This window comes from Tenacibaculum sp. IMCC1 (assembly GCF_054906355.1).
This window is the reverse complement of the sequence record NZ_CM142818.1, coordinates 1,734,691-1,753,899: the sequence shown is the minus strand read 5'-3', so window position 1 is coordinate 1,753,899 and position 19,209 is coordinate 1,734,691. Positions and strand designations below refer to the sequence as shown.

Genomic DNA, 19,209 nt, shown 5'->3' with positions numbered 1-19,209 from the left:
TTGGGTTAATAATTATGTCAAAAGAGGTAAAATTGAAAAAGTTATTGAGGTAGTTTTGTTACGTAACTAAAAAAAACAATAATATGAATAAAATAATTTTATTAGTAATAGCGATAACGAGTTTTTCAGTTGCGAATGCTCAAGTGGGAGAAGGTACAAATTGGTTGAAATTAGGAATCCATGGAGGTGCTCCTGTTGGTGATGCTTCTGATGTTTCTTCTTTTGTTTTGGGGGTTGATTTGAAATATCAGTTTTTAAATGCAGAAAGTTTTGCTATAGGAGCTTCGACAGGGTATACTCATTATTTTGGGAAAGAAGAAGGTATTATTGAATTCTCTGATTCAGGACTAATCCCTGTAGCAGGATTGTTTAGGTTTTACCCAACAAAAAACTTCTTTTTAGGAACGGATTTAGGGTATGCTTTTTTTACTGAAGGAAGTGAAACTGGTGGATTTTATTACAGGCCAGAAATAGGGTATCACAACGACGAGTGGAATATTTTCGGGTATTACCAAGGGGTTTCGTCTGATGGTATTTCTCCTTCTTCTGTAGGTGTTGGAATAAATTACAATATTATTCAAGGTAAGTAACAAGAAGATAGGGGATCTGTTATTAACACAAGGTTGGATTTTTTATAAAATTCAACCTTTTTATATTGATTAAACTAATGAGATAATATAAAGTAATGTTAAAAAGGTGGCTATCAAAGCCAGAATGTTTTTTATAAAATTAACTTGTTGTTGTCTTTTTATCTTTAAACGAATGTTTTTAAGCTGCTTTTCATTAGCAGTTTTTTTAAAAAATAATTTGTCGTTTTTTTCTTTTTGAAAACGTTCTAACTTTTCAAAAGCGCTAGTTCTTTTTCTTTTATTGTTTTTTAAACTCGTAATCATTGACGATACTGATCCACTGAAACTCATAGCAACTAATTTAAATATATAATTATTAGTATACTCGATTAATTAAATGTTACAGTAACAACATTACTTTTTATATTTACGTATAGCTTCTTTAATTTTTTCAATTCTATTTTCAGGGTCAGGGTGGGTGCTTTGAAATTCAGGAACTCTATTTGGACCAGCTGCAGCTTTTAAAATTTCCATTACGCCAATCAAGTTTTCAGGGTTATAACCTGCATCAATCATTAATTTAACACCTAACTCATCACTTTCTAATTCATCACCACGACCGTTTTTTAATAAAGTTTGTTGTCCAATACTATTCGCCAGTTCTCCTAAATCAGCGCCGACAGAAGCTCCCATGGTTAAAAGTTTCCAAAAATTGGCATCGGTAATTCGTTCGTTAGAATGTTTTCCTAAGACATGTCCTATTTCATGACCTAGTACACCTGCTAGTTGATCTTCGTTTTTTAATTGAGTGAATAAAGCATGAGTTATAAAAATTTGCCCTCCAGGTAAGGCAAAAGCATTGATTGTTTTTTCATCTCTTAATAAATGAAAATCGAATTGGTAACCTGATTTTTTAGCTACCGTGTTGTTTACGAGCTTTGCACCTACTTTATCTACAAGTACTTGAGCATTTTCATTAGGATACAAGCCTCCGTGTTGCTGAGTCATCATAGGAGCTTGTTGTAGTCCGATAGCAATTTCTTGTTCTGGAGATAAACTAACTGCTTGTGTTTTCCCTGTATAAGGGTTTACCTCTTGTTGACTGCATTTACGTAGATAAGCAAAAGCAACAATAGCTATACCTACAAGCAAACGAGTTTTTAAACCTCCTTTAATTTTCATCAATAAGTTATTTTATTAGTCCCGAAAGTAAAAGTACAAAATATATAATTTAACGGATATCAATTTTTTGTGAACTATAAAAAACTTAAATTTACACAGCAAAACAAACAACATTATGGAGCCTCACTTTGAGTTAAACGAAGTTACTAAGAAGTTACCCAAGCATTTACATAAGTTCGTGGTAAAACAACCGTATGATGAATATACGGCTCAAAACCAAGCTGTATGGCGTTATGTAATGCGTATGAATGTAGATTATTTAGGGAAAGTAGCGCATGCTTCGTACTTAGATGGATTGAAAAAGACAGGCATTTCCGTTGAGAAAATTCCTCACATGCAAGGAATGAATCGTATTTTAAAAGAAATAGGTTGGGCGGCAGTATCTGTTGATGGATTTATACCACCGAATGCTTTTATGGAATTTCAAGCGTACAATGTGTTAGTGATTGCGTCTGACATGCGTACGATAGATCATATTGAATACACGCCAGCTCCTGATATTATTCATGAAGCTGCAGGACATGCACCAATTATAGCAAATCCAGAGTATGCTGAATATTTACGCCGTTTTGGTGAAATTGGCGCAAAAGCGATTTCTTCAGCAAAAGATTACGAAATGTATGAAGCTATTCGTTTGTTGTCTATTTTAAAAGAAGATCCTAATTCTACTCAAAAAGATATTGATGAAGCACAAGAACAAGTTGAGTGGTTACAAAATAACATGGGAGAGCTTTCAGAAATGGCTCAAATTAGAAATTTACACTGGTGGACAGTGGAGTATGGATTGATAGGGACCCTAGAAAATCCAAAAATTTATGGAGCAGGGTTATTGTCTTCTATTGGAGAGAGTAAATGGTGTATGAAAGATGAGGTCGAAAAAGTTTCATATACATTAGATGCTGCGAATGTAAGTTTTGATATTACAAAACCTCAACCTCAGTTGTTTGTTACTCCAGATTTTGCTCATTTAAGTTTAGTGTTGGAGCAGTTTGCTAATAAAATGGCAATACGAACTGGTGGATTAAAAGGAATAGAAAAATTGATAGATTCTAAAAATTTAGGAACTATCGAGTTGAGTACAGGTATTCAAGTGTCAGGGATTTTTACCAATGTAATAACTGATGAGAATAATAAAGCCATTTATGTACAAACAACTGGTCCTACTGCGTTAGCAAATAGAGATAAAGAATTAATAGGTCACGGAACAAATTATCATGCACAAGGTTTTGGAAGTCCAATAGGAAAGTTAAAAGGGATTAATATTCCAATAGAGAATATGAGTCCGCGAGATTTGAAAGCTTATGGTATTTATGAAGGAGAACAGGTTACCTTAGAGTTTGAAGGTGGAGTAAAAGTAGTAGGAGAAGTAATTACAGGAACAAGGGATTTAAGAGGTAGGATTTTACTAATTTCTTTTAAAAACTGTACAGTAACTCATGGAGACACGTTGTTATTTCACCCAGATTGGGGAGTATACGATATGGCTGTGGGTGTAGAGGTGGTATCTGCTTTTGCAGGTCCTGCAGATGTGGCTTCATTTGGAGATGTAGGTAAAGTATCGGAAACCAAAACGCACAAGATTCAATATTCTGATTCAGATAGAAAGTTATATAGTTTATATGACAGAGTAAGAGGACTAAGGGAAGTTGGCACAGTTTCTGAGGAAGACATTGAGGAAATTTTTACAGAAGTAAAATCAAATTATAAAAATGATTGGTTGTTGTCGTTAGAGCTGTTAGAATTGGCAACACTAAACAATTTTTCAATAAAAGGAGCGTTACGTGAATATCTTGAAGAAATGAAAAGTAACAAGAGTTACACTACGTTAATAGAAAACGGTTTACTTTTGTTGGAAAATTACCAAGAAGGATAAAATGGGATTATTTAATTTATTTAGAAAGAAGAATATGAGTAACGAAATACAGGAATATTTAGCTAAAGGAGCAGTTGTTTTAGATGTAAGGACTTTAGCGGAATGGAATGAAGGGCATAGTGAAGGAGCTAAGCATATTGTTTTAGCTACGATTCCTACAAATGTAGAGGAAATTAAATCGTGGGATAAGCCAGTGATTGCAGTATGTAGAAGTGGTGGTAGAAGCGGGCAAGCAGCAGAGTTTTTACAAAACCATGGGATTGATGTAATTAACGGAGGGCCTTGGCAAAATGTTGATCAGTATTTAGTGAAAAAGTAAAATTTATAGGAAAATTAGGTTACAAGCCTAATTTTCCTATAAAATCAAATAAAAATAAGCTATGAGATTTAATAAATTACTTTTCTCCTTTTTTATAGGGGTGTTTACTCTTTCTTCCTATTCACAAAGACAGGTGAAACTTGGTTTAAGTGGAGGGGGTAACTATTCTTCTTTGAGGTTTCAGGATAGTTCAATAACTGAGCATGATTCTGAGGTTGGTTATTTGTTTGGAATTGCTACAAATATTCAATTAAAGAATGAATTGTCATTGCAGATAGAATTGAACTATGAAAGGAAAGTAGTAAGTGTGTTTTCTCCAGAATTTGAAATTAATGGAGTGAAAATTAATAGTTTTAGAAACTATGATTTATATGATTTTATGACGTTGCCAGTTTTATTAAGATATGAAGTAGGAGAGAAAAGTCCTTTTTATATAAATGGAGGAGTGTTTTTGGGGTATTTATTAAGTGCTAGAGAGAGGGTTAATGATGGAGATTTAAGTGAAGATTTATCGGAATATTTTACTGATTTTGACTTAGGGTTATCAATTGGGGTAGGGAAGATATTTTTATTAGATAATTCTAATGAGTTATTTGTAGAGTTGAGAAATAATTTAGGTTTAACAAATATAGATAGTGACCCTAATGGACAATATCAAAAAACAAATTCTTTAAGTTTTATTTTGGGATGGAACCTTGTGTTGTAATTTTAATGAATTCTTAAAAATTCATAAAAGGAAATGCTTGTAAAAGTGTTTCCTTTTTTTGTTGTAGTTTTTTCAAAAATATTTGATGAGCTTCAGATTCTGAGTTAAAAGGTTTGTGGTTTATTCCTCTTTGAATGGTTTCGACTAGCTGCATCGTTTTGCATGAATCTTCTGTAATCCAAACCTGTTTAAATTTTTCCCATATGTAATTCACAGCAGTTTTATTTGGGTGAATCATATCCTCATTATAAAAACGATAATCACGTAATTCATCCATCATAATTTCATATGAAGGAAAGTAGTAAATAGCATTTTTCGGTTCTACTACTTCGTGAATAGCCGAAAGTAAGTGTGCTTTACTACGCTGGTTTTCTGTAAAACCATCTTTTAAATGTCGTACAGGAGATAAGGTGTATATAACAGAAATGTTTTTATTTACTAATTTAACAAGAGAGTTGATAGCTTGTAAGCTTTCAGAAATTTCATCAACACTTAACAATTCCTTTAAAAATTTTTTCTGAGGAACTTTGTGGCAATTGGCTACAAAATTATCCGAGGAAATTTCTCTATATACCCATGCTGTACCTAGTGTAATGATAAGGTGTGTGGTGTTTTGTAGTTGCTCAAAAGTTTGTTGTATGGATAAATTTAAGCTGTTTAATAATCCATTTTTATTTATAGCGCTTAAACTTGAATGTGCTTCAAAAGAGTGCCATCGTTCATTGTGAAAAAAAACATCTTTGTCGGTATATTCTTCTTTGTTTAATGCTTTTGTAATTAAGTTTTCAATAGCCTTAGGGTGGAATAAAATACCAAAAGGGTTTTGTTTTGATTGAAACTTGTAGTAGTTAAGTTTGTCGCCAATATTTTCAGAAAAACAAGAACCAAGTAAAAGTAGTTTTGACTGATAATTAATTTGATTATGTTTTTGCTTCGTAAGTGGTATTCGCGTTTGAAGATTCATAAATTTAAAGAAAAATAACAATCAAAAATAAGTATAAAATCTTCATAAGAAGTGGTGTAGGTTTGTAATTCGTTAAAATTCGTATCTTTGTTCAAAAGAATTAAGAATACATTGAACAATATAAAATCAGTTTTTACAATTAAAGATCTTGAAAATATTTCAGGAATAAAAGCTCATACAATTAGAATTTGGGAAAAACGCTACAATCTGTTATCGCCAGAGAGAACCGATACCAATATTCGTTATTACTCTTCAGAAAATTTACAGAAATTACTTAATGTTGTCTTGTTGAATAAAAATAGTATAAAGATTTCTAAAATAGCAGAAATGTCTGATGATACTATTGTTTTAAAAGCAAGAGAGTTAGCTTTTAAAATGGCAGTAAACGATGAAGCTGTTAATTCTTTTAAGTTAGCAATGTTTCAATTCGATAAAATATTATTTAACAATGCTTACAATAGATTGTTGAAAACAAAGACTTTTAGAGAGGTTTTTAAAGATGTTTTTATTCCTTTTTTAAATCATGTAGGGTTATTATGGCAAACAGATACCTTATTGCCAGCACATGAACACTTTATATCTAATTTAATCATACAAAAAATTCAGATTAACATAGAGAAGTTAGAGTACGTTAGTAATAACTCAGATACAAGTTATGTGTTGTTTCTTCCAGAAAATGAAATTCATGAATTAGGGCTTATGTATTTAAATTATGAGCTCATATTAAGGGGGTATAATACTATTTATCTAGGGCAAAGTTTACCCTTGAATAACTTAAATTATTTTTTTAAAAATGAGACAAAAATTTGTTTTATTACTTCCATGACTGTTCAGCCATATGAAGATAAAGTAGAAGAATATTTTTTTGAAATAGACAAAATGTTAGAAAATACTAATCATGAGCTAATAGCAATAGGAAATAAAGCGATGACGGTTAGTCATATTGATTTTAAAGCGAAAATAACCATGTATCCTTCTTTGGTAGCGTTATTAGAGCGGTTTTAATATTATGTTTAACTTTTTTTTGTTTTTATTAAACAAAATGAGTAACTTTGAAGTGTGTTTTAAAATTAAAGCACATTTTTTTGGCAAAAACTTATTTTGTTTAATGTTTTTAGTTTAAAAATAAACAAAGTCTATCGAGGCTGAAAAATAGACTATAAAAATAAAAAGAGTAAGCATTAATTTTAAAGTGTAGAATTATGAAAGTAAAGAATTTAACCTCTGTGTTTTTTTTGGGGCTGTTTTTAAGTTTTGGTTTGTTAACATCGTGTAGCGATGATAATGATCCAGTGATAGAAAAGCCCAAAACTATAGTTGATGTAGCAGTTGCAGATTCCAATTTAAGTATTCTTGTGTCTGCTTTACAAAAAGCAGATTTAGTATCGGCGTTACAAGCCGAAGGATCTTTTACGGTTTTTGCGCCTACAAACGCGGCATTTCAAGCGTTGTTAGATAGTAATGACTCATGGAACTCATTAGATGATATTCCGGTAGAAACATTAAAATCAGTGTTGTTGTTTCATGTGATAAGTGGAGAAGTAAAGGCAGCTAATTTATCCAATACCTACGTAAATACATTGTCAACAGGTCCAAACGATGAAATGTTGTCATTGCAAGTGGAAGTTGATGGAGCAGTAGAGTTTAATGGAGATTCAAAGCCAATTGCTACAGACATTATGGCTTCAAATGGAGTTATACACACAATTGATAAGGTAATGTTGCCAGCTAATGTAGTAACCTTAGCGTTGAATAATAGTAGTTTTACCTCTTTGGTTGCAGCTTTAACAGATAGCCGTCATACTACTGATTTTGTTTCTTTGTTAAGTCAAGAAGGACCTTATACAATATTCGCTCCAACAAATGATGCATTTCAAGCGTTATTAGATAGTAACGATTCTTGGAATTCGTTAGCAGATATTCCAATCGCAACATTAGAGGCAGTGTTAAAATATCATGTATTTGCTGGAGGAAATGTGCAATCAGATGAATTAAGTGATAATCAAGAAATCACAATGTTTGATGGAAGTATAGTGACTGTTGATTTATCAAATGGAGCAAAATTAGAAACAAGTTCAGGACAATCTGTTGTAATTTCATTGACAGATGTACAAGGAACAAATGGTGTAGTTCATGTAGTAGATAGTGTTCTTTTACCATAAACTTAATTTAATGTATTGATTGCGAGCGATTTTTTTGTTCGCAATTAATTTTAATTATCTTTATAAGAAATAATTTGAAAAAAAAGGTATATATAATAGGCTCAGGTTTCTCTTCTTTATCAGCTTCTTGCTATTTAGCAAAAGCTGGATATAAAGTGGTAATCTTGGAAAAAAATGCCACAATTGGTGGTAGAGCAAGGCAGTTATTAAGAGAAGGTTTTACTTTTGATATAGGGCCTACATGGTATTGGATGCCAGATGTTTTTAAAAAGTTTTTTGCAGACTTTGAAAAGAAACCTTCAGATTACTATGAGTTAGAAAGATTAAACCCTGCTTATGAAGTATACTTTGGAGAAAAAGATTCAATAGTAATTCCAGGAACATTAGAGGAGATTTATGAGGTTTTTGAAAAAGAAGAAAAAGGAAGTTCAAAACACCTGAAGTCTTTTTTAAAATCAGCAAAATATAATTATGATGTTTCTATAAATGATTTAGTTTATAAGCCAGGAGTTTCTCCCTTAGAGTTGGTAACTCCAGTTACTATGGGAAAGATATTTCAGTTTTTTTCTACTATCAGACATGAGGTAAGAAAGAAAATTAAAAGTAAAAAACTAATTCAAATTTTAGAATTTCCAGTGTTGTTTCTGGGGGCAAAACCAAGTAACACCCCAGCGTTTTATAATTTTATGAATTATGCCGATTTTGGCTTAGGTACATGGCACCCAAAAGGAGGAATGTATAAAGTAATTGAGGCTATGACTACACTAGCATCGAGCTTAGGTGTGAAATTTCAAACCAATGTAAATGTTGAAGAAATTGTAGTAAACGATAAAGGTGAAGCAGTTGGGGTTGCGGTAGATGGAAAATTAATGAAATCTGATGTAGTGTTAAGTGGAGCAGATTATCATCATACTGAAACTTTACTGCCTAAATATTTAAGGCAATATTCAGAAAGTTATTGGGATAAAAAAACATTTGCGCCTTCATCTTTGCTTTTTTATGTAGGGTTTGACAAGAAGTTAAAAAATGTATGTCATCATACCTTGTTTTTTGATACAGATTTTGATGCGCATGCGAAAACAATATATGATGTTCCTTGTTGGCCAAAAGAACCATTGTTTTATGCTAGCTTTCCCTCAATTACAGATGGTTCTTTTGCGCCTAAAGGAAAAGAGGCTGCTACTTTTTTAATTCCATTGGCGCCTGGTATAGAAGATACTCCGGAGCTAAGAGAACGTTATTTTAATATTATAATAGAGAGGTTAGAAAGACTAACAAATCAATCAGTAAAAAAACATGTGTTGTTTAAAGAAAGCTTTTGTGTAAATGATTTTATTAAGGAATATAATTCGTATAAAGGAAATGCCTACGGTTTGGCAAATATTTTAACACAAACAGCATTTTTAAGACCAAAAATAAAAAGTAAAAAAGTAGAGAATTTATTTTTTACAGGACAATTAACGGTACCAGGACCAGGAGTTCCTCCGTCTTTAATTTCAGGAAAAATAGCTTCAGATTTAATTTTAAAAACGTATAAAGATGAAACAATTATTTGATGAGGTTTCTTATGCATGTAGTAAGTTAGTAACTCAAAAATACAGCACCTCATTTTCGTTAGCTACGAAGATGTTATCACCAAAAATACGTACAGATATTTATAATATTTATGGTTTTGTACGCTTTGCGGATGAAATAGTAGATTCTTTTCATCAGTACGATAAGAAACAATTATTATTAAAGTTCGAAAGAGATTATTACGAATCTAAAAATAGAGGAATTAGTTTAAACCCTATTTTAAACTCGTTTATACATACTGTAAATAAGTACAAAATTTCTGATAAGCAGGTTCAGGCTTTTTTAAAAAGTATGAAAGCAGATTTGTATAAAACAGCCTATACAACTACAGAAGAGTATAATGAATATATATATGGTTCTGCTGATGTTGTTGGGTTAATGTGTTTAAAGGTTTTTGTAAATGGGAATCAGCAAAAATATGAGGAGCTAAAAGAGCCTGCAATGCGTTTAGGGTCAGCGTTTCAAAAAGTAAATTTTTTAAGAGACTTAAAAGAAGATTTTAACGAATTGAATAGGTCTTACTTTCCAAATATCAATTTTGGAGATTTAAGTACAGAAGGAAAAAATGCAATTATTAAAGAAATAGAAGATGATTTTGATGTTGCTTATAAAAACGGGATTTTAAAGTTGCCTGTTGAAGCAAAATTTGGAGTATATATGGCATACAGGTATTACAAAAAACTATTAAAAAAGCTAAAAAATACACCTTCAACAAAAATCATGGACACAAGGATTCGAATTTCAAACCCGATGAAAATTAATCTTCTAGCAAGAAGTTATGTAAGGTATAAATTAAACTTTTTATGATAAAAAGTGGTATCTTAGGAGTACTGTTATTTATGTCGATAATAAGCTTCAATAATGCACCTAATCATGTTAAAAAATACCATGAATTAGTTACAAAAGAAGCTGAGTTAGCCTATATAGCCAATTATAAAAATAGTAAAGAAGTGAGTATTCAAGGCTATATAATTTCTCTTGAAATGAAACAGGCAAAATATAAAGTAATGCCTTGGAGTAAACTAAAAGTTTTTAACACAAATAAAAACAAATTAGAAGAGTTGATTTTAAAGAATCCTAATAATGTTCACCTAAGGTATCTAAGGTTAATAATACAAGAAAATACACCAAGTGTTTTAGGATATACATCTTCTATTAAAAAAGACAAGCAGTTTTTAAAAGAAGTGCTTCAAAAAAAAGACAGTGTAAGTTATTTACATACATATATAATTAACAATACATCATTATGAATATAGTAATTTACATAGCAGTAACTACACTAACGTTTATTGTTATGGAGGGGGTTACTTGGTGCACGCATAAATATGTGATGCATGGGTTTGGTTGGTACTTACATGAAGATCATCATCAACCAGGATATCCGCATGTTTTTGAAAAAAACGATGCTTTTTTTGTTGTCTTTGCAATACCTAGTATGTTATTGTTTTACTTCGGAATTCGACCAGAGTTAAACTTTTTGTTTTTCATAGGTCTGGGAATATTATTTTATGGTATTGCCTATTTCTTGGTGCATGATGTGTTAATTCACAGAAGGTTCAAGTGGTTCGACAAAACAAACAATCAATACTTAAAAGGATTGCGAAAAGCACATAAAATTCATCATAAACATTTGGGGAAACACGACGGAGAATGTTTCGGTATGTTGTTTGTGCCCTTTAAATATTTTAATAAAAGACAGTGAGTCAGTATTTATATCTAATATTAAATCTAGGCAGTTTAAGTATTCCGCTATTGTATAGTGTTTTTGAAAAAAAACTACACTTTATACAATATTTCAAACAAGCAGCGCTTAGTATTTTGTTAGTCGCCTTGTTTTTTTTAATCTGGGACAGTTGGTTTACGCAAATGGGAGTATGGGGATTTAATCCAGATTATCATTTATCGCTAAAACTGCTGAATATGCCAATAGAAGAATGGATGTTTTTTTTCTGTATACCCTATGCATGTTTGTTTACACATGAAGCGTTGAAGTTTTTATTTCCAAAATTTAAAATGTCAAAACCTGGGACAGTAATTGTAAGCTTTTTCCTCATTGTTTTAGTTAGCTTATTGTTGATCTTTAACTTCGGAAAGTGGTACACCACAGTAAATTTTGTGCTGTTTTTACTTTTGTTAGGTTATGCGCTAAAGAATCATTTAAATACATTGCAAGAATACTACCCTAGCTTCTTGGTAATATTAATTCCTTTTCTACTAGTCAATGGAATTTTAACAGGAAGCTTTATAGAAGAACCGGTAGTTTGGTACAATAACGCAGAGAATTTAGATTTTAGAATTTTTACGATACCTATAGAAGATGCTTTTTATGCATTTACAATGTTATTTTCAGTACAGTTAATTTTTAATTTCTTAAAAAACAGAAAACTTGAAAGAAAATAAATACATACGTTTTTTAATATTCTTAATAGCTAACCTTTCAGCCTTAGGTATTGGTGTTTGGTTAATGAATGAAGGACCAAGAACAGATTGGTACTTGTCTTTAAATAAAGCTCCATGGACACCAGCAGGCTGGGTTTTTGGAGTAGCTTGGACAATCATTATGGTATTGTTTTCTGTATACATGACAAAAGTGAGTTTTCAGCATGAATTTTTAAACAAAAAGGTACTCATTTTATATGTAGATCAGTGGATTTTAAACGTAAGCTGGAACTATATTTTTTTTAATCAACATTTAACAAAATTAGGCTTGGTTGTAATCGCTTTATTATGGTTACTTATTGGTTATTTCACTTTTGAGTATGTGAAAAAAGTAAAGTGGTATACCCTATTTATACTTCCGTATTTAATATGGATGACGATTGCAACCAGTCTCAACGCATATATTGTATTAAATAATTAAACTATGGCAAAAAAAAAGAACATAACACAAGAAAAAATAATAGAATGGTATATGAATACGGTACTATCATCAGGTCAACCGAATTCAATATTTTCTTTTGCGAAAGAAAATAACTTTGAAGAAGCAGAATTTTATAAACACTTTTCAAGCTTTGAAAGCTTAGAAAAAGCTGTTTTCGGAATTTTCGCTAAAGAAACCATTCATTTACTACACAAAACAGAAGCTTATAAAGACTATTTGCCAAAAGATAAACTATTAAGTTTCTATTTTACCTTTTTTGAATTATTAACAATAAATAGATCGTATGTATTGGCGCAGTTAAAAAGGATAAAAACAGATTTTTCGAAATTAAAAGTATTGCAAGAACTGCGTACTGAGTTTATTCATTTTGTAAATGAAATAAGCCTTGAAAAAATTGATTTTAAAAATGATAAAATCAACAAAATTCAAGATAAAACTATTGCAGAGGGGTATTGGATGCAGCTATTGCTTATTTTAAAGTTTTGGATAGAAGATGAGTCATCAAACTTTGAGAAAACAGATTTATTTATAGAAAAATCAGTAAAGGCAAGTTTTGATATTCAACAAATAGCACCTGTAAAAAGTGTGATTGATTTAGCGAAATTTTTGTGGAAGGAAAAATCACCAATGACATGAAAACCTTAAACAGAATACCTACGTCAAAAATAGAACGAGCTACCAAGTTGGTTTCAACAGGAGTGAAAGTTGGTGTAAATTATGCCAAGTACTACGGCAATAAAATCACTAAATCAGAAGAGGAAGCTAAAAAGCAACTTAATGAAGATAATGCTGCTGATATTTACGATGGATTAAAAGAACTAAAAGGGTCAGCATTAAAAGTAGCACAAATGCTAAGCATGGAAAAAAATATTTTGCCCAATGCTTACGTAGAAAAATTTTCATTATCACAATTTTCAGTTCCACCATTATCAGGACCTTTAGTAATCAAAACGTTTAAAAAATACTTCAGTAAAACACCAAACGAAGTTTTTGATACGTTTACAGCAGAATCAGTAAATGCAGCAAGTATAGGACAAGTTCATAAAGCCACTAAAGATGGAAAAGAACTAGCTGTAAAAATTCAATATCCAGGGGTTGCTGATAGTATTTCAACCGATTTAGCATTGGTGAAACCTATTGCGATGAAAATGTTTAACATTAGAGGAGAAGGTTCAGATGAATATTTTAAAGAAGTTGAAGAAAAGCTTTTGGAAGAAACTAATTACGAATTAGAACTTGCGCAGAGTAATGAAATTGCTGATGCCTGTAAACATATTCCAAACTTAAAATTTCCAAAATACTATCCAGATTTGTCATCAGATAGAATTTTAACGATGGATTGGATGGATGGAGTTCACCTGTCAGAGTTTACTAAAAATGAGCAACCTGAAGGTGTTGCAAATAAACTAGGGCAAGCTTTGTGGGACTTTTACATGTATCAAATGCACAAGTTAAAAAAGGTACATGCAGATCCGCATCCAGGGAATTTTTTAGTGTCCAAATCAAATGAATTGATCGTTATCGATTTTGGATGTATGAAAGAAGTTCCTGAAAGTTTTTATGTGCCTTATTTCGAACTAGCAAAAAGAGAAAATATAGATAATCCAGCTTTTTTTGAAAGTAAACTCTATGAGTTAGAAATCTTGAGAAAAGATGATACACCAGAAGAAATAACCTTTTTTAAAGCATTGTTTTATGAAATGTTATCACTCTTTACACAACCTTTTCAGCAAGAAGAATTTGATTTTTCAGATGGGGAGTTCTTCGGGAAAATAGCAGATTTAGGTCAGAAATATGCCAAGAGTACCGAGCTTAAAAAGATGAACGGAAATAGAGGGTCAAAACACTTCATTTACATTAATCGAACTTTTTTTGGTTTATATAACCTAATGCACGATTTAAAAGCAAACAAGGTAAAAATTAATAATTTTAATAAGATATAATGCACATTACACGTCAGCAAATAGACGAGTTTCCTCATCTGTATAAAATAAATTTGATGAACAGTATTTCTGGTTATAAACCAGCAAACCTTATTGCAACAAAATCAACTGATAATATAACCAATGTTGCAGTTTTTAGTTCGGTGGTGCATTATGGTTCAAGTCCAGCAATTTTAGGGTTTGTATTACGTCCCACAACCGTTGTTAGGAATACGTATAACAATATAAAAGAAACAGGGTATTATACTATTAATGCTATTAATAAAGTAATGATTGAGGAGGCACATCATACTTCTGCTAAATACCCGTCAGAGATTTCAGAATTTGATAAAACAACATTGTCAGAAGAGTTTAAGAATGGTTTTTATGCTCCTTTTGTTGCGGAATCACCCTTACAAATAGGGATGAAGTTTTTAGAAGAGCACTATATAAAAGTTAATGGAACTATTTTAGTGTTAGGTGAAGTTACTGATTTGTATTTTAAGGACTCTATGCTTTCAGAAGATGGTTTTTTAAACTTATCAAAAGAAAAAGTAGCTGCAATTAATGGGTTGGATACCTATATGGTAGCAGAGAATTATAAAAGACTGTCTTATCAAAGACCAAAATAATAATGAGGATTCTAATCACAGGAACAACGGGTTATATAGGTAAAAGATTAATACCTATGCTGTTGTCAGAACAGCATGAACTTGTATGTTGTGTTAGAGATGTACGTAGAATTCCATTAGAATTTAAAGATAATACACAAATATCTTTTCTAGAAATAGATTTCTTAAAGCCTAAAAAAGAGCTGCCTAAAAATATTGATGCAGCTTATTATTTGATACACTCTATGTCTACAAGTAGTAGTGACTTCTCTAAGTTAGAATCGGATTGTGCAAATAATTTTAAGAGTCTATTAGAAAAAACTATGTGTAAGCAGGTTGTGTATTTGAGTGGTATTGTAAACGATAATTCATTGTCAAAGCATTTAAAATCGAGATATGAGGTAGAAAAAATACTACAATCAAAAACGTATACAGTAACAACTTTTAGAGCAGGAATAATAGTAGGAAGTGGTAGTGCGTCATTTGAAATTATAAGAGACCTTGTAGAAAAACTTCCTATTATGATAACTCCAAAATGGTTGTATACAAAAACACAGCCTATTGCAATAAGAGATGTTTTAACATACTTAACAAAATCGTTATTAGAAGAGAGAGTGTACGATAAATCATTTGATATCTATGGTCCAGAAATTCTCACATATAAAGAAATGTTATTACAGTTTGCTGAGGTAAGAAAGTTAAATAGAATTATATTCACAGTGCCATTTTTATCACCAAAGCTATCATCTTATTGGTTGTACTTTGTTACCTCAACTTCGTTTAATTTGGCAAAATCACTCGTAGATAGTATGACTGTTGAGGTTATAGGGAGTAAAAGCAATATTAATGAAATAATTGAAGTAACACCTATTACTTATAAACAGGCGGTAAAAAAAGCTTTTGTTAAAATAGCGCAAAATTCCGTTATATCAAGTTGGAAAGATGCTAAGGTAAGTGGTGTTTTTAGAAAAGAATATTTTCAATACATAAACCTTCCTAAGTATGGGTGCTTTATTGATGAAAGAATCAGAAAAGTTTCAGATGAAAACATAACACTTAAGAAAATATGGGAAATAGGAGGTAAGCGAGGTTGGTATAAATTTACTTTTTTATGGAAAGTAAGAGGTTTTATAGATCAAGTTTTTGGAGGTGTTGGGTTGCGTAGAGGTAGAAGAGATCCGACTGAGTTAGAGCCAGGAGATGCGCTTGACTTTTGGCGTGTATTATTAGCGGATAAAGATAATAAACGTTTATTGCTCTTTGCAGAAATGAAACTACCAGGAGAGGCATGGTTAGAATATGTTATTAAAGACGGCTTACTTTATCAAAAAGCAGTATTCAGACCTAAAGGAATATGGGGTAGAGTTTATTGGTTTGCTGTTTTACCGTTTCATGGACTTATATTTAAGCAACTCATTAATTTTTTGTCAAAATAATTTGTTTAAAATTGAAAAAACAGCACTTACCAACCAAAATTTGTAAAGTTTGTGGGCTTTCTTTTTCATGGAGGAAGAAATGGGAAGCTAGTTGGAGTGAAGTAAAATACTGTAGTAAAAAATGCAGGAAAAACAAAAACAAGAATGCACCTTAATTTGGTTTAGAAATGATTTAAGAGTTCGTGATAACAAACTGTTAAAAGAAGCAATAGCGACTAAACGTTATTTGGTGGCTTCTTATGCGTTTGATCCTGTGTTTTTTAAACGTCAATATTCTTTTGAGAGAACAGGAAAATTCCGTCTTTGTTTTTTAATTGAAACATTAAAAGAATTAAAAGAGAATTTAGCTAAATATAATATACCTTTTTATGTAGGGGTAAAAAAAACAGAAACCGTTGTTAGAGAGATTCAAAACGATTTCTTAATTACTACGCTAGTTTATCAAGAAGATGAAACTAGTGATGAAAAAGATATAGAAAAGAGAGTAAGAAAAGTAGTTGGTAGTAAGGTAAAAAAGATAAGGGTAACAAATCAATATTTGTATGAGCCACATCAAATAGATACGTTATTTAACAAAAAATACCCGTTGTCTTTTTCATCTTTTAGAAATAAAGTTGAAAAAAAATTAGATATAGACACAGAGTTAAATTATCATTTACCCTATCAGGATATATATTCTCAGGCATTTTTTGAAATACCAAACTGTTCTCGTGCAGAAAAAGCTTTAGGAAATTCTTTTCCTTTTAAAGGAGGAGAAAAGCAAGCGTTAGTAAGGTTGAAAAGTTATTTTTTTGAAACAAAAAAAGTGATTGACTACAAGAAAACAAGAAATAATTTATTAGGAATAAATTGTAGTACAAAATTTTCACCTTGGTTATCTAATGGATCTATTAGTGTAAAAACAATTTATAAAGAACTAAAGAGATTTGAAGACGAATATGAGGCAAATTCATCAACATATTGGGTGTATTTTGAGTTGTTATGGAGAGAGTTCTTTAAACATGCAGTTCGTTATCACAAAAATAACTTCTTCAAATTAGGGGGTATTCAGAAAAAAACGATACTAAGTATTCATGATAATAAGGTGATAAAAAATTGGGTTTTAGGTAATACTACATCCGATTTTGTAAACGCTAATATGATAGAGTTAAGAAAAACAGGTTGGATGAGTAATAGAGGAAGGCAAAACGTAGCATCTTATTTTGTACATAACTTACAGCAAGATTGGAGGATTGGGGCAGCCTACTTTGAATCTTTGTTAGTAGATTATGATCCGCACAGTAATTATGGTAACTGGATGTATATAGCAGGAGTAGGAAATAGTTCTGAGAGTAAAAAGTTTGATATAGAATGGCAAGCTAATACATATGATAAGTATGGGGAATTTAGAGCTAAATGGATTGATAAGTAATGGACGTAATACTTAGAGTGCTTTTAGGTGATCAGTTAAACGAATCTCATAGCTGGTTTAAGCAAAAAAACAAAAAAGTAGTGTATGCTATGTTTGAAATGAAGCAAGAAACGGAGTATGTAAAACATCATATACAAAAAGTTGTAGGGTTTTTCTTAGCAATGAGGAGTTTTGCTAAAAAACTAGAAGAGAAAGGTCACGCAGTAGAGTATTTTAAAATATCAGATTCGCATAACACGCACAATCTTATAAAAAATATTAAAGTATTACAAAAAAAATACTCAATTACAAAAATTGAATATCAGTTGCCTGACGAGTTTCGTTTAGATGTGCAATTTAAAAATGAACTCAAGAGCTTACAGATACCAGTTAAATCGTATGATACAGAACATTTTTACACTACAAGGAATGAGTTAAAAGAGTTTTCTGAAGGTAGAAAGAAAACAGTTATGGAAGATTTTTATCGCTATATGAGGAAAAAGCATAAGATACTTGTAGAAAATAATGAACCAGTTGGCGGTAAATGGAATTATGATGCATCTAACAGAAAAAAATGGAATCAAGATGAATTAGTTCCTTTGCCTTATGAGACTAATATTGACTGTAAAGCATTATTAAAAGAGCTTAATGAAGCAGAAGTGGTTACATTTGGAGAAGAAACATTAACTTTTACTTATCCAATAAATAGAGAACAAGCAATAAAGCAACTAGATTTTTTTTGTGACAATTTGTTAGAGTTTTTTGGAGATTATCAAGATGCAATGCATTCATCACAAGATTTTCTGTTTCATTCTCGATTATCATTTGCTCTTAATTTAAAATTAGTAACCCCGAGAGAAGTTGTAGAGAAGGTTGTTGATGTGTTTTATAAGAAACCTTCAATAGCCGTTTCTCAGGCAGAGGGCTTTATTCGTCAAGTATTAGGATGGAGAGAGTATATGAGAGGTGTTTATTGGCAATTAGGAGAAGATTTTAAAAAAAAGAATTTTTTTAATAATAAAGTTTCATTACCAGATTTTTTTTGGACAGGAAAAACAAAAATGAATTGTGTGAAGCAATCGTTAAAAAACTCGTTAAATAATGCATACGCGCATCATATACAGCGTCTTATGATTTTAGGTAACCTAGCGTTATTGTTAGAGGTTCATCCAGATGAGGTAGATGCTTGGTATTTAGGAGTATATATAGATGCTGTAGAGTGGGTGCAATTACCAAATACAAGAGGGATGAGTCAGTACGCGGATGGTGGGATAGTGGCCACAAAACCTTATGTATCTAGCGCAAGTTATATTAATAAAATGAGTAATTATTGCAAAGAATGCTTTTATAATTACAAAACAAAAACAGAAGAAGATTCGTGTCCGTATAATACTTTGTATTGGGATTTTCTTTATAAAAATAAAGAGAAGTTGAAAAATAACCACCGAATGCGTATGATGTATACTTTAATGCAAAAAATTGAAATATCAAAAGACTTCTCAGAAATTCTAGAAAAAGCAAAAACAATTAAACAAAAAATTAATAGTTATTGATTTTTTTGTTTAATTATTTCTTTTATTAATTAAACAAAAATTGTATTTTTGATTCAAAGCGCACAT

At 31.1% G+C, this 19,209-nt stretch carries 22 protein-coding genes; 19 read left to right on the top strand and 3 right to left on the bottom strand.

Translation table 11 applies throughout. The features are described 5' to 3' along the window. Positions 1–83 precede the first annotated feature (83 nt). The gene (locus ACXIHB_RS08185) at positions 84–590 is read left to right on the top strand and encodes a hypothetical protein (RefSeq protein ID WP_047790008.1); all 507 of its coding nucleotides are present in this window, start codon (positions 84–86) and stop codon (positions 588–590) included. 69 nt (positions 591–659) lie between these two features. Here ACXIHB_RS08185 and ACXIHB_RS08180 read toward each other — a convergent pair whose 3' ends face one another. Both ACXIHB_RS08180 and ACXIHB_RS08175 read right to left on the bottom strand, forming a co-directional pair. Continuing rightward, positions 660–920: a hypothetical protein gene (locus ACXIHB_RS08180; protein WP_143157133.1), complete on the bottom strand. Its 261-nt coding sequence runs from the start codon at positions 918–920 to the stop codon at positions 660–662. A gap of 63 nt (positions 921–983) precedes the next feature. Further along, positions 984–1,751 (bottom strand): M48 family metalloprotease, encoded by a 768-nt coding sequence (locus tag ACXIHB_RS08175; RefSeq protein ID WP_047790010.1) that lies wholly within the window; start codon positions 1,749–1,751, stop codon positions 984–986. Between the two features lie 115 nt (positions 1,752–1,866). Between ACXIHB_RS08175 and ACXIHB_RS08170 the strand changes: the two genes are divergently transcribed. The 3 genes from ACXIHB_RS08170 (at position 1,867) to ACXIHB_RS08160 (ending at position 4,649) form a co-directional block, all read left to right on the top strand. Continuing rightward, positions 1,867–3,624 carry an aromatic amino acid hydroxylase gene (locus ACXIHB_RS08170; RefSeq protein ID WP_462098034.1) on the top strand — a complete coding sequence of 586 codons (1,758 nt, stop codon included), beginning with the start codon at positions 1,867–1,869 and terminating at the stop codon, positions 3,622–3,624. A 34-nt stretch (positions 3,625–3,658) separates the two neighbouring features. Beyond that, positions 3,659–3,943 carry a rhodanese-like domain-containing protein gene (locus ACXIHB_RS08165; protein WP_462098033.1) on the top strand — a complete coding sequence of 95 codons (285 nt, stop codon included), beginning with the start codon at positions 3,659–3,661 and terminating at the stop codon, positions 3,941–3,943. A 61-nt stretch (positions 3,944–4,004) separates the two neighbouring features. Then, the gene (locus ACXIHB_RS08160; protein WP_462098032.1) at positions 4,005–4,649 is read left to right on the top strand and encodes a porin family protein; all 645 of its coding nucleotides are present in this window, start codon (positions 4,005–4,007) and stop codon (positions 4,647–4,649) included. A 13-nt stretch (positions 4,650–4,662) separates the two neighbouring features. On the opposite strand, the gene ACXIHB_RS08155 is transcribed toward ACXIHB_RS08160, so the two are convergent. Then, a complete protein-coding gene (locus ACXIHB_RS08155; RefSeq protein WP_462098031.1) occupies positions 4,663–5,613 on the bottom strand; it encodes a GSCFA domain-containing protein in 951 nt (316 codons plus the stop codon). Positions 5,614–5,700: 87 nt separating this feature from the next. Between ACXIHB_RS08155 and ACXIHB_RS08150 the strand changes: the two genes are divergently transcribed. From ACXIHB_RS08150 to ACXIHB_RS08080, 15 genes are all read left to right on the top strand, one after another. Further along, positions 5,701–6,618 (top strand): MerR family transcriptional regulator, encoded by a 918-nt coding sequence (locus tag ACXIHB_RS08150; RefSeq protein ID WP_462098030.1) that lies wholly within the window; start codon positions 5,701–5,703, stop codon positions 6,616–6,618. Positions 6,619–6,815: 197 nt separating this feature from the next. Continuing rightward, positions 6,816–7,775, top strand: a complete 960-nt coding sequence (locus ACXIHB_RS08145) for a fasciclin domain-containing protein (protein ID WP_349264616.1) — start codon at positions 6,816–6,818, stop codon at positions 7,773–7,775. A 74-nt stretch (positions 7,776–7,849) separates the two neighbouring features. Next, positions 7,850–9,331: a phytoene desaturase family protein gene (locus tag ACXIHB_RS08140; protein WP_159614254.1), complete on the top strand. Its 1,482-nt coding sequence runs from the start codon at positions 7,850–7,852 to the stop codon at positions 9,329–9,331. Then, positions 9,315–10,157, top strand: a complete 843-nt coding sequence (locus tag ACXIHB_RS08135) for a phytoene/squalene synthase family protein (RefSeq protein WP_167713004.1) — start codon at positions 9,315–9,317, stop codon at positions 10,155–10,157. The genes ACXIHB_RS08140 and ACXIHB_RS08135 overlap by 17 nt, the downstream gene beginning before the upstream one ends. Continuing rightward, the gene (locus ACXIHB_RS08130; protein WP_349264614.1) at positions 10,154–10,600 is read left to right on the top strand and encodes a hypothetical protein; all 447 of its coding nucleotides are present in this window, start codon (positions 10,154–10,156) and stop codon (positions 10,598–10,600) included. The genes ACXIHB_RS08135 and ACXIHB_RS08130 overlap by 4 nt, the downstream gene beginning before the upstream one ends. After that, a complete protein-coding gene (locus ACXIHB_RS08125) occupies positions 10,597–11,052 on the top strand; it encodes a sterol desaturase family protein (RefSeq protein ID WP_172644857.1) in 456 nt (151 codons plus the stop codon). Before ACXIHB_RS08130 ends, ACXIHB_RS08125 begins: the two co-directional genes overlap by 4 nt. After that, positions 11,049–11,750: a lycopene cyclase domain-containing protein gene (locus ACXIHB_RS08120; RefSeq protein ID WP_201284989.1), complete on the top strand. Its 702-nt coding sequence runs from the start codon at positions 11,049–11,051 to the stop codon at positions 11,748–11,750. Before ACXIHB_RS08125 ends, ACXIHB_RS08120 begins: the two co-directional genes overlap by 4 nt. Further along, positions 11,737–12,210, top strand: coding sequence for a TspO/MBR family protein (locus tag ACXIHB_RS08115; protein ID WP_462098029.1), 474 nt, complete (start codon positions 11,737–11,739; stop codon positions 12,208–12,210). The genes ACXIHB_RS08120 and ACXIHB_RS08115 overlap by 14 nt, the downstream gene beginning before the upstream one ends. 3 nt (positions 12,211–12,213) lie before the next feature. Further along, positions 12,214–12,867, top strand: coding sequence for a TetR family transcriptional regulator C-terminal domain-containing protein (locus ACXIHB_RS08110; RefSeq protein WP_462098028.1), 654 nt, complete (start codon positions 12,214–12,216; stop codon positions 12,865–12,867). Beyond that, complete coding sequence (locus ACXIHB_RS08105) at positions 12,864–14,174, top strand: ABC1 kinase family protein (RefSeq protein ID WP_073182042.1); 1,311 nt, start codon at positions 12,864–12,866, stop codon at positions 14,172–14,174. Before ACXIHB_RS08110 ends, ACXIHB_RS08105 begins: the two co-directional genes overlap by 4 nt. 56 nt (positions 14,175–14,230) lie before the next feature. Continuing rightward, positions 14,231–14,785, top strand: coding sequence for a flavin reductase family protein (locus ACXIHB_RS08100; protein ID WP_240627180.1), 555 nt, complete (start codon positions 14,231–14,233; stop codon positions 14,783–14,785). Between the two features lie 2 nt (positions 14,786–14,787). Beyond that, complete coding sequence (locus tag ACXIHB_RS08095; RefSeq protein WP_073182039.1) at positions 14,788–16,200, top strand: SDR family oxidoreductase; 1,413 nt, start codon at positions 14,788–14,790, stop codon at positions 16,198–16,200. Positions 16,201–16,211: 11 nt separating this feature from the next. Then, a complete protein-coding gene (locus ACXIHB_RS08090; RefSeq protein WP_073182036.1) occupies positions 16,212–16,355 on the top strand; it encodes a DUF2256 domain-containing protein in 144 nt (47 codons plus the stop codon). Then, positions 16,322–17,611 carry a DASH family cryptochrome gene (locus tag ACXIHB_RS08085; protein ID WP_462098027.1) on the top strand — a complete coding sequence of 430 codons (1,290 nt, stop codon included), beginning with the start codon at positions 16,322–16,324 and terminating at the stop codon, positions 17,609–17,611. Before ACXIHB_RS08090 ends, ACXIHB_RS08085 begins: the two co-directional genes overlap by 34 nt. Continuing rightward, positions 17,611–19,143: a cryptochrome/photolyase family protein gene (locus tag ACXIHB_RS08080; RefSeq protein WP_462098026.1), complete on the top strand. Its 1,533-nt coding sequence runs from the start codon at positions 17,611–17,613 to the stop codon at positions 19,141–19,143. The genes ACXIHB_RS08085 and ACXIHB_RS08080 overlap by 1 nt, the downstream gene beginning before the upstream one ends. Positions 19,144–19,209: the final 66 nt, after the last annotated feature.

Coding starts and splice junctions, on each gene's coding strand:
- ACXIHB_RS08185 (WP_047790008.1), top strand. CDS start 84: ATGAATAAAATAATTTTATTAGTAATAGCGATAACGAGTTTTTCAGTT.
- ACXIHB_RS08180 (WP_143157133.1), bottom strand. CDS start 920: ATGAGTTTCAGTGGATCAGTATCGTCAATGATTACGAGTTTAAAAAAC.
- ACXIHB_RS08175 (WP_047790010.1), bottom strand. CDS start 1,751: ATGAAAATTAAAGGAGGTTTAAAAACTCGTTTGCTTGTAGGTATAGCT.
- ACXIHB_RS08170 (WP_462098034.1), top strand. CDS start 1,867: ATGGAGCCTCACTTTGAGTTAAACGAAGTTACTAAGAAGTTACCCAAG.
- ACXIHB_RS08165 (WP_462098033.1), top strand. CDS start 3,659: ATGAGTAACGAAATACAGGAATATTTAGCTAAAGGAGCAGTTGTTTTA.
- ACXIHB_RS08160 (WP_462098032.1), top strand. CDS start 4,005: ATGAGATTTAATAAATTACTTTTCTCCTTTTTTATAGGGGTGTTTACT.
- ACXIHB_RS08155 (WP_462098031.1), bottom strand. CDS start 5,613: ATGAATCTTCAAACGCGAATACCACTTACGAAGCAAAAACATAATCAA.
- ACXIHB_RS08145 (WP_349264616.1), top strand. CDS start 6,816: ATGAAAGTAAAGAATTTAACCTCTGTGTTTTTTTTGGGGCTGTTTTTA.
- ACXIHB_RS08135 (WP_167713004.1), top strand. CDS start 9,315: ATGAAACAATTATTTGATGAGGTTTCTTATGCATGTAGTAAGTTAGTA.
- ACXIHB_RS08130 (WP_349264614.1), top strand. CDS start 10,154: ATGATAAAAAGTGGTATCTTAGGAGTACTGTTATTTATGTCGATAATA.
- ACXIHB_RS08125 (WP_172644857.1), top strand. CDS start 10,597: ATGAATATAGTAATTTACATAGCAGTAACTACACTAACGTTTATTGTT.
- ACXIHB_RS08110 (WP_462098028.1), top strand. CDS start 12,214: ATGGCAAAAAAAAAGAACATAACACAAGAAAAAATAATAGAATGGTAT.
- ACXIHB_RS08105 (WP_073182042.1), top strand. CDS start 12,864: ATGAAAACCTTAAACAGAATACCTACGTCAAAAATAGAACGAGCTACC.
- ACXIHB_RS08100 (WP_240627180.1), top strand. CDS start 14,231: ATGAACAGTATTTCTGGTTATAAACCAGCAAACCTTATTGCAACAAAA.
- ACXIHB_RS08095 (WP_073182039.1), top strand. CDS start 14,788: ATGAGGATTCTAATCACAGGAACAACGGGTTATATAGGTAAAAGATTA.
- ACXIHB_RS08085 (WP_462098027.1), top strand. CDS start 16,322: ATGCAGGAAAAACAAAAACAAGAATGCACCTTAATTTGGTTTAGAAAT.
- ACXIHB_RS08080 (WP_462098026.1), top strand. CDS start 17,611: ATGGACGTAATACTTAGAGTGCTTTTAGGTGATCAGTTAAACGAATCT.